Raw genomic sequence first — 16337 nt, 5'->3', positions numbered from 1 at the left:
AATGAAATTGATACTTCTGGTTCTCATCCTTCTATCATCCTTTTTAATTTATTATGGATTGCTCCAGCTTATTGTTAACCGAAACCAAAAAATTGAACAAAGAATGCAGAGGTATTTGTCTTCAACAGAAAAGGTTGAAATTAGCAATGAGGATATGGACTTTTTAACGAGATATACGGCAGCTAGAAAGAACATTACAAAGAAGCTGGTAACAAAACAAAAAACAAACAAACTAGAAATGATGCTTGCAAGATCTGGGGTGCCTCTTAAACCCGATGAGTTTGTTGCTTTTCAGTGGATTTCGACAGCATTCGGAGGGTTTTTCCTTTACCTGCTTTTTGAACATTGGATATTGTTCATTCCAGGAGCAGTTACGGGATATTTGTTGCCAGGGTTTATAGTGAAGAAGAAGGAAAAGGAACGGATGGACAAATTCAATGAAGGACTCGCCGATATGATTTCTACTATTATTGGATCTCTCAGGGCGGGTTTCAGTTTCCCGCAAGCATTGAAATCCGTTGCGGAAGAATCCCCTTCACCTATAAAAGATGAAATTGAGTCCGTTATTAAATCAATGCAATACGGCAGCAGCATTGAAGAGGCATTAAACGAATTGAAGGAACGGATGCCTAGTGATGACCTTGATTTAATGATTCAAGCAATCCTGATTCAACGTCAGGTTGGTGGAAACCTTGCTGCAGTCTTAGAAAAAATAGTTGAAACCATCAGAGATAGAACACAAATTCAACGTCAGATTAAAACGTTGACTGCACAAGGAAGAATGTCGGGCTTGGTAATAGGATTGCTGCCATTTCTCCTTGGTGGAGCCTTGTATTTAATGGATCCATCCTACATTGGGCCGATGTTTAAGCATCCTATTGGTTTAGGTATGGTTGCAGCGGGCATTATTTCTTGTGGAGTCGGGCTTGTGGTCATTAAAAAGATTACGCAGATTGAGGTGTAAGAGGTGATTTACCTTACATTTTTCATAACTTTCAGCTTATTATTCTACGGTATTCTCTCGCTTAGATATAAGAAAAAGGAAAAGTTGGAAAAACGGCTAGAGCACTACCTTGGCCAAACAGAAAACACAGATACTAAAACAGGGAAGGAAGTACAGGCATCCTTTAACGAGAGATTTTTACTGCCCATTTTAAACGACTTTAAAAAGAGCTTTAAGAAAAGAATGCCGGGGGAGAAAGAAGCGAAAATTGAAAGGAAACTTCAGAGGGCAGGCAATCCTTTTGGCATGACACCAGTTGATTTCAGGCTTCTTCAGGCGGCATGCAGTATAGGGTTTCCATTAGCATTTGCCGGTTATGGATTGCTGATAGAACTTTCTTCCTCTAAGGTATTTATTGCTGCCTTTGTTGGATTGGCACTAGGTGGAATTGCCCCTCACTATTATTTGAAACAAAAAGCAAAAACGAGGGAAACTCTTGCCTTAAAGGAACTTCCTGATACGCTTGACCTCCTTACCGTAAGCCTGGAAGCAGGATTAGGGTTTGATGCAGCTGTAGCCAAGCTTGTTTCAAAAAGAACGGGTGTGCTTTCCGATGAATTCCAGCGCTCCCTTGAAGAAATGCGCCTTGGAAAGGTACGGAGGGATGCGTTGGGTGGTGTCCGTGACAGGCTTGAAGGAGTGGACGCGGTAAAGAATTTTATTAGCAGTATCATTCAGGCTGAAAAGCTGGGAATTGGAATGGTCCAGGTGTTGAGGGCTCAATCTGTTGAAGTCCGCGCTCAAAGGAAGCAAAGGGCTGAGGAAGCTGCAATGAAGGCGCCAATCAAAATGCTTTTTCCGCTCGTCTTGTTCATATTCCCTAGCTTATTTATCGTCCTGCTAGGCCCAGTGGTGATACAATTTTTGAACGGTATTTAATAATTTCCAAGCCCTTTCCTTTTCAGAAGGAAGGGCTCTTTTTGTATACTTAAGGTAACAAATGTAAAGGGGGTAGAAAGAATTGAAACTTGCAACAGTCATACATAATGAGGAAACTCTTCCTGCGTTAGTCAGTCAGGATGGCCAAGCCGTTTTGCCGTTAAAATCTCATGCGGGTATTGAATTCCCGGCAACCATCCTGGGCTGCATCGAGCAAGGTGAAGTTTTTAAGGAAAAGGTGAAATCCTTTGCCATATCAGAAGAAGCGAAGGCGCTTTGGATTCCTGTTAGCGATGTTAAGCTCCTCGCTCCAATTCCACGTCCTGCTAAAAATGTTATGTGTATTGGGAAAAACTATGAGGAGCATGCAATTGAAATGGGGAGTGCGGAGGATATTCCGGAGCATGTCATGGTGTTTACCAAGCCTCCAACAGCAGTCAGTGGACCTAATACTGAAATTCCTTCTCATTCGGATGTTACTGAACAGCTTGATTATGAGGGTGAACTTGCTGTCATTATCGGCAAAAAGGGCAAATCAATTTCCAGGGAAGACGCACTGGAGTATGTATTTGGTTATACAATCCTGAACGATGTTACGGCTCGAGATTTACAAAAACGGCACAAACAGTACTTCCTTGGAAAAGGGCTTGATGGTTCCTGTCCAATGGGCCCGTGGATTGTAACAAAGGATGAAATTCCTGACCATGGTAACCTGCAGATCCAAACAAAAGTAAATGGGGAAGTAAGGCAGGATTCCAATACAAAGCATCTAATTTTCCCAATTGAAAATCTGATTGAGGATTTGTCAAAAGGGATGACACTTGAACCGGGTGATATCATCGCAACCGGAACCCCAGCAGGCGTCGGAAAAGGCTTCAAGCCCCCGAAATTCCTCCATCCTGGGGATACAGTCGAGATTGAAATTCAAGGTATTGGGGTATTAAAAAACATTATTGCACCATAGGCTGCCACTTATTAAATTTCTCTTAATTTTTAGGATTTGCACTGTGGCTATGTTATGATAGGTTGCGAAATAGATAGAGGAGGGAACACAATGACGCACGCTCATATTACTACATGGGTGTTAGGTTTAATCCTATTCTTCGTTGCGCTTAACCTGTACAAAGGCGGCAATGAAAAAGGGGCAAAAATAACCCACATGATTTTGAGAGTTCTGTACATTCTTATTTTAGTAACAGGCTTCATGATTTTATTCGATTTAAGTAAGATTGGACTACTTTATATCCTTAAAACAGCAGTTGGACTTTGGGTAATAGCCATTATGGAAATGCTGCTAATTAAAACAGGGAAAAAGGTAGATGCGAAAGTCCTTTGGATTCAATTCGTGATTGCATTGGTTCTTGTCTTGCTGCTTGGCCTAAGCATGCCGATGGGCTTTGACTGGTTCTAAATTTAATGAATAATGCAAAAAGCTGCCTAATGAAATACCCGTGTCTAACTTTATGGGGTCACTTCAGCCTGGCAGCTTTTTAGTTTACCTGGGTTGGGATTTCCGCTCAAAACATTATATCCGAAATTTCTGAGCATTTATCCGAGAAAATCCGAATATATCCGAGAAAATCTTCATATATCCGAGAGTTTCCGCTAGATATCCGAGAAATTCACATTTTCGCCACAAATCGCATGTAAGAACACCTTTCCCTCAAATCGGGTTGCATAAATCTAGCCTAAAACACGCTTACACTTTTCCTAAGAAGAAGCAAGCTTTTCAATTATCAGCCTTTTCCCAGTATTCAGCGTGAATTCAAACCGGTCGCTTTCTTTTTCGAAATAGGTGAAATGGTGCTGGACATTGCAAATCTCTTCCTGGTTATCAAAAATCATGATATTGACTCCATTTCGCTTGGAATGATCGCTTAAAAAGTTCAAATGATTATAGCAGTACAGGCAGTCGAATAAGGAGAATTCCAGTGAATTCAGGGTCGTGATGAACTGGAAGAAAGCATCGTCATTGATTTGCTCAAGCAGCCTTTCCAGCGAATAAATTAAATGCTTCCTCACTCTGAGCTGGTCATGGTCGCGAAGGAACAGGCTGTCATCATTAAAGGTTACCTTGCCTGGCTCGGTCAGTAAACCTTTTCTCCAGCGGTTTACTTTGAGTACTTCCACTTCCTGAAGCAAATAGTCATCAAGCAGCGAGGCTTCTTCCGTTTCTTCATCAAAAAATACCCATTGGCCATTAATATGTTCAATAGACCCTTCGGTATAGGCTCTTGCCTGTAGTTCGTATATTTTTTCGCGCTGCTGTCGATTCATCACTTTACCTCCGTGAACGGTGCTATATTCTTTGTAGACATAATCCTCCTTTTTTATAACTCTTGCCAGCAAAACCCGGACAATTAACCCATTTTTAAAACCTGCATACACTATAACCACCATAGGAAGAGCGGATTTCTTCATAACAGTGGAATTCGGATTCCAGTGAAGGCGTCCACAGGAACTGTATATGAGGAGCGGAAGTATGTGCGGAAATGCCGGCGGTTGGTTTTCGGCGGAATATGGAAAAGGCGAAGGCCATCCTTGAAGAAATGGCAAAAACAATCATCAAAACGAGGCTTGGATGACAAGATTAGTTGGACCGACCGTGACAACGGTTTTGGCGATGAAGACTTGCTGCAGTAGACTTGGCAGGGGCAGAAAGCGATGGCGAAATAAGGGCCATCGATACATATGCAATTTGCTGCAACTATGAATCGCCAACATTGAGGAGCTGCGAAAAGAACTCCTCCTTAAAGGATATTCTTTTAATCGCCATTCTGATACAGAAGGTGTTGCCTTCATTTTACTTTGGGAATGAAAAAGGCGTTGGCAAGCTGAAGTCTTAAAAGGAAGAATGACAAGGAAGGCTTTAGCCACCAATCATCCGTTCTTCTTTCGAAAAACTTTCACAGGATTTGCTAAAAAGCGGAAGAATCGGGCAACTGATGGGGACCTAAACTGAGGGCTCAATTTGTCCAGCTTTTCTCCTAGTTTGCAAAGTACAATGTAAACATAGTAGAAAACTAGTTTCTACAATTTCCGGGGAAATATGCAAAACGCCAGCCGGGTAGGCTGGCGTTTTGCACGTATATTTTTAAACAAACTCAATAATTGCAAATCCCATGCTGTCCAGTTCAAGCGGACCACTGCCTGTGTCCAAGTCTTTCCCCGTCCAAGCATCCCTAGCTCTCTTCCCAGCAAACTCTTCCGGCAGGCGGTAAGTGGCTTCTTTATCTGTTGCATTCAGGACAACTAGGAATGTATTTTTCCCATCAGTCCGTTTGTATGCCACACACTGATCATCTTCGGCTGGATCAAGAAACCGGAGGCTGCCGCTGTTAGCCAGAACTGGATTTTCTTTTCTCAAAGCAATCAGCTTTCGGACATGTTCCTTAAGCTGGATGTTTTGTTCATCCTCATCCCATTCCATGCATTTGCGGCAGCCAGGATCCTGCTCACCTTCCATTCCAATTTCATCACCATAATAAATGCATGGAGTGCCATTGAAGGTTAAGAGAATCGTGAAAATCTGTTTCACTTTATCCATGTCTCCGCCACATTCGGTCAGTATCCTTGGTGTATCATGGCTGCCAATCAGGTTGAATGCAACTGCATTGACATTTTCGGGATACATATGGAGAACTGAAGTCATGCCTTCAACAAATTGTTTTGGAGTGATCGCTTCTTTTGCGAAAAGATCGAGAACGTTCATCGTAAAAGGATAATTCATGACGGCATCAAACTGTCCGCCGCGCAGCCATGGCATTGAGTCATGCCAGATTTCACCAAGTACATACAAGTCAGGTTTAATCTTTTTCACTTCTTTGTTAAAAAGCTTCCAAAATTCCGGGCTTACCTCGTTGGCAACATCGAGCCTCCAGCCGTCGATGTCGAACTCCTCAATCCAATAGCGTCCGACCTTGAGCAAATACTCGGACACTTCTGGATTCTCGGTGTTCAATTTTGGCATTTCTGCAACAAACCCAAATGTATCGTAATTCGGGAGCGGCTTTGTTTTTACTGGGAACTCCCAAAGATGAAACCAGTCCTTATAGCTGGACTTTTCACCTTTTTCAAGAACGTCCTGAAATTGAGGGAAGTAAAAGCCGCTATGATTAAAGACCGCATCGAGCATGACTTTTATGCCGTTTTCGTGGCAGGTTTTGAGAAGTTCTTTCAATGTTTCCTTCGTCCCGAATGCCGGGTCGATTTCAAGATAATCAATTGTGTCATATTTATGGTTCGAAAACGCTTTAAAAATTGGAGTGAAATAAATCCCGTTGATTCCCAGCTCCTTAAGATAGCCGATATGGTCGATAACTCCCTGCAGGTCCCCGCCAAAGAAGTTGTCACGCTCAGGCTCGGCGCTTCCCCATGGAAGTGCGCCTTCCGGATCATTATCAGGATCGCCATTGGCAAAGCGCTCCGGGAAAATTTGATACCAAACCGTATCTTTCACCCACTCAGGAGCTTGAAATAAGGAGGAGGAATGCATATAAGGGATAGCAAAAAGAAACCCGATATCAGATGGAACGTCTTCTGAAAAACCACGCTCACCATAAATAATTGTTTCGTCTCCACTAACGATTTTAAACCCATATCGAATTCTGCGAAGCGGTGGAACAACTGCGATAAACCAATAATCAAACAACGAATCCGTTCCGGTTTTCACCATTTCGGTTTCTTCGAATTGCCACGTGTTATCCTCAAACCCATATGGATCACCATGAATAAGGGTAACGGACGTAACATCCTGTTTCTTTGTCCTGAGGCGAATATGTAATTCATCATGTTTGGATAAGTAGGCATAATTATCAAGCGGACGGTGGTAAATGGCTTCTTTAAACAATCTGGTTGCTCCCTTCCTATCAATCTATTCATTTATACCAATAGAAACAGGGTACTAAACGGTTCCAGAAAAATCAATTATTAGGCGATGGCTGACAATGACTAGGAGTATGGTAAAATACTATAGGGCAATAAGAATGAATTTTCTACTAATGGCAGTTCTGCTGCCTGGATATAAGGGGATGGGATTATGAAAGGGAGACTTGCGAGATGCATCCTGATACTGTTACTGCTTCTATGGGCATTGCCGGTTCAGGCGCTGGAAAAAGAGGAAAGGCTATGGCAGGATGAAATGGTTTACTCCATCATGATTGACCGCTTTAACAATAGCAGCAAGGATCATGCAGGCATCAATGCAAACGATCCGAACGCGTACAACGGAGGGGATTTCCAGGGAATCATTGACCGGCTTGGCTATATAAAGGATATGGGTTTCACGGCAATTATGCTTTCACCAGTAGTTGACAATGTGGAAAATGGTTACCATGGATATTGGGTAAACGATTATTATAAAACAGAAGAGCATTTTGGCACCATGAAGAAATTTAAGGAGCTTGTCAATAAAGCTCATAACTACGATATGAAGGTAATCGTGGATTTTCCTGCTAATAGTGTTGGGGAAAACAGCAAATTAGTACGTGAAAAGGGCGAGGAATGGTTCAATAATAAAGAAGAAGCTGCAGGTTTATCCGGCCGGGAACAACAGCTGGCTGAGTGGGTTGATGGGCTGCCAGACCTAAACCATGAAAACCCGGATGTTAAACAGTATTTGATTGATGCCGCTAAATGGTGGATTAAAGAGACAAGTATTGATGGGTACCGGTTAAGCGCTGCTGACAGAGTGCCTGCAAGCTTTTGGACTGCTTTTGAACAAGCAGTAAAGGAAGAAAAGGAAAATTTCTATTTAATAGCCGACTTAAATTCATCAGATCCGGGACTCATTCAGGAATACAAGAATGCTGGTTTTAATGGATACTATGATTACACTTCCCTAAATGACATAAGGAAGGGTTTTTCGAAACCTGACCAGGAATTGGAAGGGATTTTTACTAAATGGGAACATGCACAAGTTTCCGCTCAAAATCCTTTTGAACTTGGAACCTTCGTTGATAATGAAAATTCAGTGAGATTTACCAGGGATATTATTTCTAATAACATTTTTCCGGGGGCGCCCTGGATGCAGGCTTTAACCTATTTGTTTACTGCCCCGGGCATCCCGATTGTCTACTACGGCAGTGAAATTGCCCTTGATGGGGGAGAAGCGCCTGATAACCGGAAATTGATGAATTTCCGATCTGACAAAGAATTGATTGACCATATCGGGAAATTGAGTACTTTACGCCAGAAGCTTCCGTCGCTTACAAGAGGGACAATGGAAAAGCTGTATGAGCAGGATGGAGTAGCTGTTTTTAAACGAGAATATGACCAGGAAACAGCTATCATTGCAATAAATAATTCCAGTAAAACTCAAAAGATTAACCTTGATGCGCAGCAGGTTGAAAGCGACGGCATGGAACTGAGAGGCTTGCTGATGGGGGATGAGGCGGAAGGCAGCAAGGAAGGCTATACGCTAATTCTTGACCGCGAAGAAAGTGAGGTTTATGTCCTGATGGAAAAACAGGGCCTGAATCTTGGTTTGATTGGCGGTGTCGCACTCGTCTGGATTCTCTTTGCCGTATTTTTAGTCATTCTGGCAAAGCGCAGCCAGCGAAAAAACAACGCTTGATTCATATTGAAGAAAAGAGGCCAGCCCATTGGGTTGGCTCTTTTTAGTTGGAAGGACAATCCAGCCGTTAATAAATACCGTTTGCTATAATCCTATAGTGAAAATGTGCAACCGTATGCCCGGGTTATTTCATCTGGCCAAAGGCAAGACAGAAAGCTTGTTGTTAATTTTTAAGCAATTATTCTAGTAATAAACTATGCTAGAAGAGTATTTTGCTAATTTATAGCCAAAAAAAGATAATAAAACTTCATTGGGTGTAAAAAAATTAGTTGTCAAATCGCCCAAATGCTCTATAATAAAAATTAAGTTGTGCAATCGTTTTCACTAAATGTAAACGTTTTATTGCATGGTGTCGGAAGCGGGTTGAACAATCTATTAATAAATGGAAGACATTCCAGGAGGGGTTCAAATGAAAAAAGCTTTATCCATGCTTTTGATGGTCGTTCTAGTCCTTGGTGTCCTTGCAGCTTGCGGACCAGAGCGCAAACAGACCGGAGGTACAGAGACCGGCGGCAAGAAGGAAGAAGAGACATCAAAACCTGAAAAGCTAGTAGTCTGGGAAGATAAAGACAAATCCAAATGGCTAGAAAAAGTAGCGGCAGACTTCGAAGCCAAAGAAGGCGTCAAGATCGAATTCAAAGAAGTAGAGATGGCAACTAAAATGCGTGACCAGCTCCGCTTGGATGGACCTGCAGGAACTGGCCCGGATATCGTAACTCTCCCACATGACCAAATCGGCCAGGTGGCAACTGAAGGCTTAATTACCCCGCTAGAAGTCAGCGATTCTGTAAAGGGAACATTCTCTGAATCATCCATCGCTGCACAAACATTTGATGGAAAACTTTATGGACTTCCAAAGTCTGCAGAAACTCCAGTGTTCATTTATAACAAAGCTCTCATGACTGAAGTTCCTGGAACAATGGAAGAACTTTATGATTTTTCAAAAGAAAACTCAAAAGGCGGCAAATTCGGTTTCCTTGCTCTTTGGGATAACTACTACTTCGCTCATGCTGTAATTGGCGGAAACGGCGGATATGTTTTCAAAGACAATAATGGCACTCTAGACCCTAAAGATGTAGGCCTTGCAAATGATGGCGCAATCAAAGGTGCCGAGTATATCTCCAAGTGGTATTCAGAAAAATTGTTCCCAGCTGGTATCGTTGGTGAGTCTGGCGGCTCGGCAATGGATGGATTGTTCCAGGATGGCAACGCTTACTCTGTCATGAGTGGTCCTTGGGCATTTGGCCCTTACCGCGATGCCGGAATTGATATCGGTATTGCTCCACTTCCAAAATTCGCTGATGGCACTCCAATGACTACGTTCATGGGTGTTAAAGGCTGGCACGTATCTGCTCATTCGAAAAATAAAGAGTGGGCAACAAAGTTCCTTGAGTTCATCACGAACGATGAAAATGCAAAATACCGTTTTGAGCAAACTGCTGAAGTTCCAACAAACGTAGCGCTTGTTGAAGATGAAGCGATCAAGAATGACCCAGGTGCACAAGCGGTAGCACTTCAAACTCAAGTGGCGATTCCAATGCCAAACATTCCGGAAATGGCTGAAGTATGGAAGCCAATGGCTGACGCACTTCAAACTATTGCCACTGGCAAAAACAAGCCAGATGCTGCAATGAAGTCCGCAGTTGAGCAAATCAACGCAAACATTGAAGCTAACCACTCCAAGTAATGCAGTTTAAGAAGCATAGCGGTATCCCTGGCAAAGGGATACTGCTATCTTTTTTAAAAATTTCACGTACCAAAATATTCCTCAGATACTTGTTGAGAAAGAAAGCCATTCCTTTTTGACCAAGTCTCTGAACGAAGAATAGTTTGGAGCCCCGGTTTGGTTTACCCACCTGACAACATGGAAAGCCACTGCGGGAAGGCCTGAATCCTTGAATTCGGGACTATGGAAGTTTAGTAGTTTTTTAGAGAAAAAGAAAGGGGAATAGAGGATGTCTGATTCCTATTCAACCAAACACCGCAAAACCGCATTGCTATTATCCATCATTCCGGGGCTGGGGCAGTTTTATAACAAACAAGCCCTAAAGGGAAGTGTTTTTCTCATCCTGGCAGTGTCTTTCTTCATCGTGTTCGGCAATTTGCTGGACTACGGATTTTGGGGGATTTTTACGCTCGGAGAAATTCCATTCGAAGACCATTCCATTTTTTATATGGTATATGGCATCCTTGCCATCATCATTACTATTTTCGGGCTCGGTTTTTACGCTTTCAATTTGAATGACGCCTACAAAATTGGCAAAAAGCGTGATGAAAATGAACCGATCAGCACGATCAGGGAACAATACAAAAACCTGATTGACAACGGCTTTCCCTATTTAATCATGTCGCCAGGCTTTATGTTGCTTGTATTCGTTGTTATTTTCCCGATCATCTTCGTCATCCTGCTTGCGTTTACCAACTATGATCTTTACCATTCTCCGCCTGCAAAGCTGGTTGATTGGGTAGGACTCAAAAACTTTTTTGATATTTTTAAAGTCGATATCTGGAGGAAAACATTCTTTGGTGTATTTGGCTGGACAATAGTCTGGACGTTCATTGCGACGACTTTCCAGGTTGCCCTTGGGATTTTCCTGGCCATCCTGGTAAATCAGAAAGACTTGAAAGGCAAAGCGATAATCCGTACTGTGTTCATCCTGCCTTGGGCGGTACCTGCATTTGTTTCAATCCTGGTGTTCGCTGGTATGTTCAATGAGTCTTTCGGTACAATCAATATTCATATTCTAGCTTTCTTTGGGATTGAGAATGTTCCGTGGATGACCGAGCCTTTCTTTACAAGGCTTGCTTTAATCCTGATTCAGACCTGGCTGGGTTTCCCGTTCATTTTTGCGATGACGACTGGCGTGCTTCAGGCCATTCCGAATGAACTGTACGAAGCTGCCACGGTCGACGGTGCGACAATCTGGCAGAAGTTCAGGAACATTACACTGCCGCTTGTCTTGTTCGCAACCGCGCCAATCCTGATTACGCAATATACATTTAACTTCAATAACTTTAACATTATTTATCTATTCAATGGCGGCGGCCCCGCAATTACTGGGCAAAACGCCGGCGGTACCGATATATTGATTTCATGGATTTACCGCCTGACAATGACATCAGCGCAGTATTCAAAAGCGGCAGCCATCACCCTACTGTTATCTATCATCGTCATTACAGTAGCCGTGTGGCAGTTTAAGAAGACGAAGTCATTCCAGGAAGAGGATATGATGTAACTATGGATATGAAAAAACAGAAAATAATCCGTCTGTCCCTAACGTATTTAGTCGTAGCAATTATGTTTGCTATCATTTTATACCCGCTCGCATGGATTGTCGGTTCCTCCTTCAATCCGGGCCAAAGCCTTTCAGGATCGTCCATTATCCCGAAAAATGCGACGACAGCACACTATCGTGAGCTGTTCGATTTAACTCAAAGCAATTATTTGCATTGGTACTGGAACTCATTGAAGGTCAGTGTGATGACAATGGTGCTTACCGTTGTCCTCGTCAGCCTGACAGCCTATTCTTTCTCGCGTTACCGCTTCGTGGGTAGGAAAAATAGCTTGATGACATTCTTGGTTCTGCAAATGATTCCTAACTTTGCAGCCTTGATTGCTATCTTTATTCTGGCGCAGCTAACAGGACTTTTGGACACGCATTTTGGCCTTGTACTTGTCTATGCGGGCGGCCAGATTCCAATGAATACGTGGCTGATGAAAGGGTATTTGGATACCATTCCCAAGGAACTGGATGAGTCAGCCAAAATTGATGGTGCTGGCCATATGAGGATTTTTCTTCAGATTGTCATGCCTCTGGCAACTCCTATCATAGCTGTCGTTGCACTGTTCGCTTTTATTGCACCATTCGGTGACTTTATTATTGCGAGCATCCTGCTTAGGACTGAAACAAAATATACGCTTGCTGTGGGGCTCTATGACATGGTTGCCAAGCAATTTGGCGCCGAGTTTACAACATTTGCAGCCGGAGCAGTGTTAATCGCTGTACCGATTGCAATATTGTTCCTATCCTTCCAGCGTTTCTTCGTATCAGGCCTGACCGCCGGCGGTACGAAAGGGTAAACAAATAGGGACGGTTCTCCTTTGCTGAAGGTAGGGGAAAACCGTCCCTATTAGCTAAAGGAGATCATGTACTATGGGGAAAAGGGCGGCAGTGCTGTTTTTGGCACTTTGGTTTGTGATGGGAGCTTTACAAACTCAAGCGACTGGGAAAGAAAAAACGATATGGCAGGACGAAACCATTTACTTCCTGATGGTTGATCGGTTCAATAATGGGGATAAAAGCAATGATTTTGATTCCGACCCGAACGATCCAAAGGCTTACCATGGCGGTGATTTTAAGGGAATCATCGCCAAACTTGATTACTTGAAAAGCATGGGTTTTACAGCCATCTGGATGACACCTGTTTTTGACAATGAAAAAGGTGGATACCATGGCTATTGGATTAACGACTTTTATAAAACCGATGAACATTTCGGAACCATCGATGAGTTCAAGCAATTGGTAAAAGAAGCCCATAAGCGTGACATTAAAATCATCTTGGACTTCGTTGTCAACCATGTCGGCCCTTCTCATCCATGGCAGATGGATCCTGAAAAGCTGGGCTGGTTTCATGAAAAGAAACCAATTGTAAACTGGGAGAGCCAGGACGAACTTGAAAATAATTGGCTGTATGACCTTCCCGATTTCAATCAGGACAATCCTGATGTGAGAAAATTTCTTCTCGATGCAGCCAAATGGTGGATCAACGAAACAGGGGTAGATGGTTATCGTCTCGATACTGTCCGCCATGTACCAGTCAGTTTCTGGGAAGAATTTTCAAAGGAAGTAAAGGCACAAAAAGAAGATTTCTATTTGATTGGAGAGGTGTGGACGGATGATCCGAACTATATCGCCCAATATGATAAGGCTGGAATAGATGGTTTTGTTGATTTCCCGCTTCACGAACAGCTTCGGGAGGCTTTTGCCAAGCCAGACCAAACACTCGATTGGCTGTTTTCGACTGCCGCAAGGAATAAAGTTTTGTATGAGGACCCATATTTAATGGGGACATTCATTGATAATCATGATATGGTCCGCTTTACGCGCGAGGTGCTGCTTGCCAAGGAGGATCCGGTGGCCCGCTGGAAGCTGGCTCTTGCTTATATGTATACAGCTCCTGGAATCCCAATCATCTACTATGGAAGTGAAATTGCCATGGATGGGGCAAATGATCCGGATAACCGGAGGCTGATGGATTTTACAGCCGATAACGGGCTGGTAGAGTATATTTCCAAGCTTGGGGAACTCCGCGAAAAACGGATATCGCTGACAAGAGGCGATATGGAAAAGCTTCACGAGAAGGACGGCATGGCCGTTTATAAAAGGGACTATAAGGGAGAAACAACCCTCATCGCCATCAATAATACATCCAAAGGCCAAAAAGTTACAATTCCTATTGAGAAGCTCGGTGAAAACAAACGACTGCAAGGTTTGCTTATCGGCTATTCTGGTCAAGCCCTCGATGATGGATACGAACTATCGCTTGAGAGTGGAGTAGCAGAAATCTATTCACTTGAGGAGCAAACCTCCAATTCTATCCCTATTATTTTCGGCACGGCAGCCTTCTTGGCTGCAGCAACAGGATTATTCTTTTTTAGAAATAGAGCCAGGAAATGATAAGCAAGATTTCAAACCTAAAATAACATGGGAAATATGCTGTATGAAGGCAGCGGTAGCCAAATTAAAAATAATTCGTCCAAAATGAAAAAACGGTAGCATTTCTTTAAGAATTATTGAAAAATAGTATTATTAGTAAACTTTAGGCTTGAACGATATAGTACAGTTGGAAAGGGGGAATAGCGTGGCTGTTACAATTAAAGATGTAGCTAAATTGGCAAATGTGGCCCCTTCAACCGTCTCAAGGGTAATCGCCAATAATCCGCGGATTAGTGAAAAAACGAAGCAGAAAGTAAAAGATGCAATGAACAAGCTGGGATACCATCCGAATTTTATTGCCCGGAGCCTTGCCAGCCAATCCACTCAGGCGATAGGCGTCATCATGCCAGCGGCGGATGTTGGTTTTCAGAATCCATTTTTCCCGGTCGTCCTTCAAGGAATCAGTGAAGGTGCGAGGGCGAAAAATTATGCGCTCCAGATGACAACTGGAGGTACGGATGAGGAAATACTTGATGCAGTGATTCATATGGTCCAGGGAAGGCGTGTTGATGGTGTCGTCCTTCTATATTCAAAGGTGAAGGATAAAGTCATCAATTACTTGATTGACCGGGATTTTCCGTTTGTGGTAGTGGGGAAGCCTTATAAAGCTGTTGGCCAAATCACCCATGTCGATAATGATAATGTTCAGGCAGCCAAACAAGCGACCGAATTCCTAATCAACCTTGGCCATCAGAAAATTGCTTTCATTGGTGGAAGCAAGGAGCTAGTAGTAACGATTGACCGTTTGCATGGCTATCAGCTTGCATTAAAGGAAAACGGAATTGAACTATGCAACGAGTATATATCGCATGAAGAGTTCCTTCGGGAGGGCGGGATGGAGGCTGTCCGCGAACTGATGGAGCTGGAGAATCAGCCGACAGCCATGCTCGTCGCCGATGACTTTATGGCACTTGGAGTACTTAATATGCTTGATGAGCTTGGTGTAAGGATTCCAGAGGATATTTCGGTTGTCAGTTTCAATAATGTCCTTCTGGCAGAGCTGGCCCGGCCGCCATTGACTTCTGTTGATATCAATATTTTCGACCTTGGCTTCCAGGCGTCGAGAAGCTTAATTCAGATGATCAAGAAACCGGATGAACCGACAAAAAGGATTATCATCAAACATCATCTTGTTAAACGCAGTTCCTCAGCTGGCCCTAGTGGAGAAAGAATTGTACTATCTTAAAAATATGAAAGAAGCCGTCGAAATAGGCGGCTTCTTTTTTGGTGTCATTAGCCATTTAAGACTTTACCACCATTAATATGAATCATTTGTCCACTGATATAGGAAGAATCATCAGAAGCCAGGAATACGTAGGCAGCCGCAAGCTCAAATGGCTGTCCCGCGCGTCCCATTGGTGTATCGGTGCCGAATTTTTTAACATTTTCAGCATCGAATGTCGCCGGAATGAGCGGAGTCCAAATCGGCCCTGGAGCAACTCCATTCACTCTGATTCCGTCCTTTGAAAGGGAGTTGGAGAGCGCGCGTGTAAACGACACGATAGCCCCTTTCGTTGATGAATAATCGATTAACGTTGGACTTCCTTCATACGCCGTAACGGATGCTGTATTAATGATGGAAGCACCTTTTTTCAGGTGCGGCAAGGCGGCCTTTGTTAGGTAAAACATTGAGAAAATGTTTGTTCGGAATGTCTTTTCTAGCTGCTCGGCTGAGATATCGAGCAGGCTTTGCTGCGGATGCTGTTCTGCAGCATTGTTGACTAGGACATCGAGTTTGCCAAATTTCTCAATTGTTTTTTCAACTGCCACTTTACAAAACGATTCATTGCCTACATCGCCGGGAATCAGCAGGCATTTCCTGCCTTCATCTTCAATCTGTCGCCGCGTGTCATCTGCATCAGAGGTTTCATCCAAATATACAATCGCCACATCTGCGCCTTCCTTGGCAAAATAAATCGCAGCGGATTTCCCAATGCCGCTGTCACCTCCGGTAATTAAAACCACTTTATCCTTCAGCTTGCCGCTGCCCTTATAGTTCGGGTCGACAGAAATTGGCTCAGGATGCATTTTTCCTTCAACACCTGGCTGGTGATCCTGCTCCTGTGGCGGGAACTCCTTTGGAAGTTTTTCTTCGTTCATCGTATCAGCCTCCTATAATTAGTCCTACCCCCATAATTCCTTTTTTGAAAGGGATTATAACGTG

General features: G+C 43.2%; 13 protein-coding genes. 10 read left to right on the top strand and 3 right to left on the bottom strand.

From position 1 onward, the window contains the following. The first annotated feature begins 1 nt into the window (after window position 1). The 4 genes from A8F94_RS17745 to A8F94_RS17730 all read left to right on the top strand — a co-directional run bounded on the left by A8F94_RS17745 (window position 2) and on the right by A8F94_RS17730 (window position 3293). Window positions 2–964: a type II secretion system F family protein gene (locus A8F94_RS17745; RefSeq protein ID WP_066203352.1), complete on the top strand. Its 963-nt coding sequence runs from the start codon at window positions 2–4 to the stop codon at window positions 962–964. Window positions 965–1048: 84 nt separating this feature from the next. Then, complete coding sequence (locus tag A8F94_RS17740; RefSeq protein WP_254660890.1) at window positions 1049–1882, top strand: type II secretion system F family protein; 834 nt, start codon at window positions 1049–1051, stop codon at window positions 1880–1882. Window positions 1883–1964: 82 nt separating this feature from the next. Further along, window positions 1965–2846, top strand: coding sequence for a fumarylacetoacetate hydrolase family protein (locus tag A8F94_RS17735; protein WP_066203343.1), 882 nt, complete (start codon window positions 1965–1967; stop codon window positions 2844–2846). Between the two features lie 90 nt (window positions 2847–2936). Further along, window positions 2937–3293: a YisL family protein gene (locus A8F94_RS17730; protein ID WP_066203340.1), complete on the top strand. Its 357-nt coding sequence runs from the start codon at window positions 2937–2939 to the stop codon at window positions 3291–3293. A gap of 299 nt (window positions 3294–3592) precedes the next feature. Here the strand turns inward: A8F94_RS17730 and A8F94_RS17725 are convergent, their stop codons facing one another. Further along, complete coding sequence (locus tag A8F94_RS17725; RefSeq protein ID WP_066204050.1) at window positions 3593–4159, bottom strand: DUF2777 domain-containing protein; 567 nt, start codon at window positions 4157–4159, stop codon at window positions 3593–3595. Between the two features lie 817 nt (window positions 4160–4976). Next, window positions 4977–6731 carry an alpha-glycosidase gene (locus tag A8F94_RS17715; RefSeq protein WP_066203333.1) on the bottom strand — a complete coding sequence of 585 codons (1755 nt, stop codon included), beginning with the start codon at window positions 6729–6731 and terminating at the stop codon, window positions 4977–4979. Window positions 6732–6920: 189 nt separating this feature from the next. Between A8F94_RS17715 and A8F94_RS17710 the strand changes: the two genes are divergently transcribed. From A8F94_RS17710 to A8F94_RS17685, 6 genes are all read left to right on the top strand, one after another. Next, on the top strand, window positions 6921–8456 hold the full coding sequence (locus tag A8F94_RS17710) for an alpha-amylase family glycosyl hydrolase (RefSeq protein WP_066203330.1): 1536 nt from the start codon (window positions 6921–6923) through the stop codon (window positions 8454–8456). A gap of 409 nt (window positions 8457–8865) precedes the next feature. Continuing rightward, complete coding sequence (locus tag A8F94_RS17705) at window positions 8866–10143, top strand: extracellular solute-binding protein (protein WP_066203323.1); 1278 nt, start codon at window positions 8866–8868, stop codon at window positions 10141–10143. 268 nt (window positions 10144–10411) lie between these two features. Continuing rightward, window positions 10412–11692 (top strand): carbohydrate ABC transporter permease, encoded by a 1281-nt coding sequence (locus A8F94_RS17700; protein WP_066203321.1) that lies wholly within the window; start codon window positions 10412–10414, stop codon window positions 11690–11692. Window positions 11693–11694: 2 nt separating this feature from the next. Further along, window positions 11695–12537: a sugar ABC transporter permease gene (locus A8F94_RS17695; protein WP_066203317.1), complete on the top strand. Its 843-nt coding sequence runs from the start codon at window positions 11695–11697 to the stop codon at window positions 12535–12537. 73 nt (window positions 12538–12610) lie between these two features. Continuing rightward, window positions 12611–14134, top strand: a complete 1524-nt coding sequence (locus A8F94_RS17690) for an alpha-amylase family glycosyl hydrolase (protein ID WP_066203315.1) — start codon at window positions 12611–12613, stop codon at window positions 14132–14134. Between the two features lie 184 nt (window positions 14135–14318). Further along, a complete protein-coding gene (locus A8F94_RS17685; RefSeq protein WP_066203311.1) occupies window positions 14319–15359 on the top strand; it encodes a LacI family DNA-binding transcriptional regulator in 1041 nt (346 codons plus the stop codon). A gap of 47 nt (window positions 15360–15406) precedes the next feature. On the opposite strand, the gene A8F94_RS17680 is transcribed toward A8F94_RS17685, so the two are convergent. Beyond that, window positions 15407–16273 carry an SDR family oxidoreductase gene (locus A8F94_RS17680; RefSeq protein WP_066203308.1) on the bottom strand — a complete coding sequence of 289 codons (867 nt, stop codon included), beginning with the start codon at window positions 16271–16273 and terminating at the stop codon, window positions 15407–15409. Between the last annotated feature and the right edge of the window lie 64 nt (window positions 16274–16337).

Source organism: Bacillus sp. FJAT-27225, from assembly GCF_001685025.1.
In the GTDB taxonomy this organism is placed as follows: domain Bacteria; phylum Bacillota; class Bacilli; order Bacillales; family Cytobacillaceae; genus Bacillus_D.
This window is presented reverse-complemented; position numbering and strand designations above follow the sequence as displayed.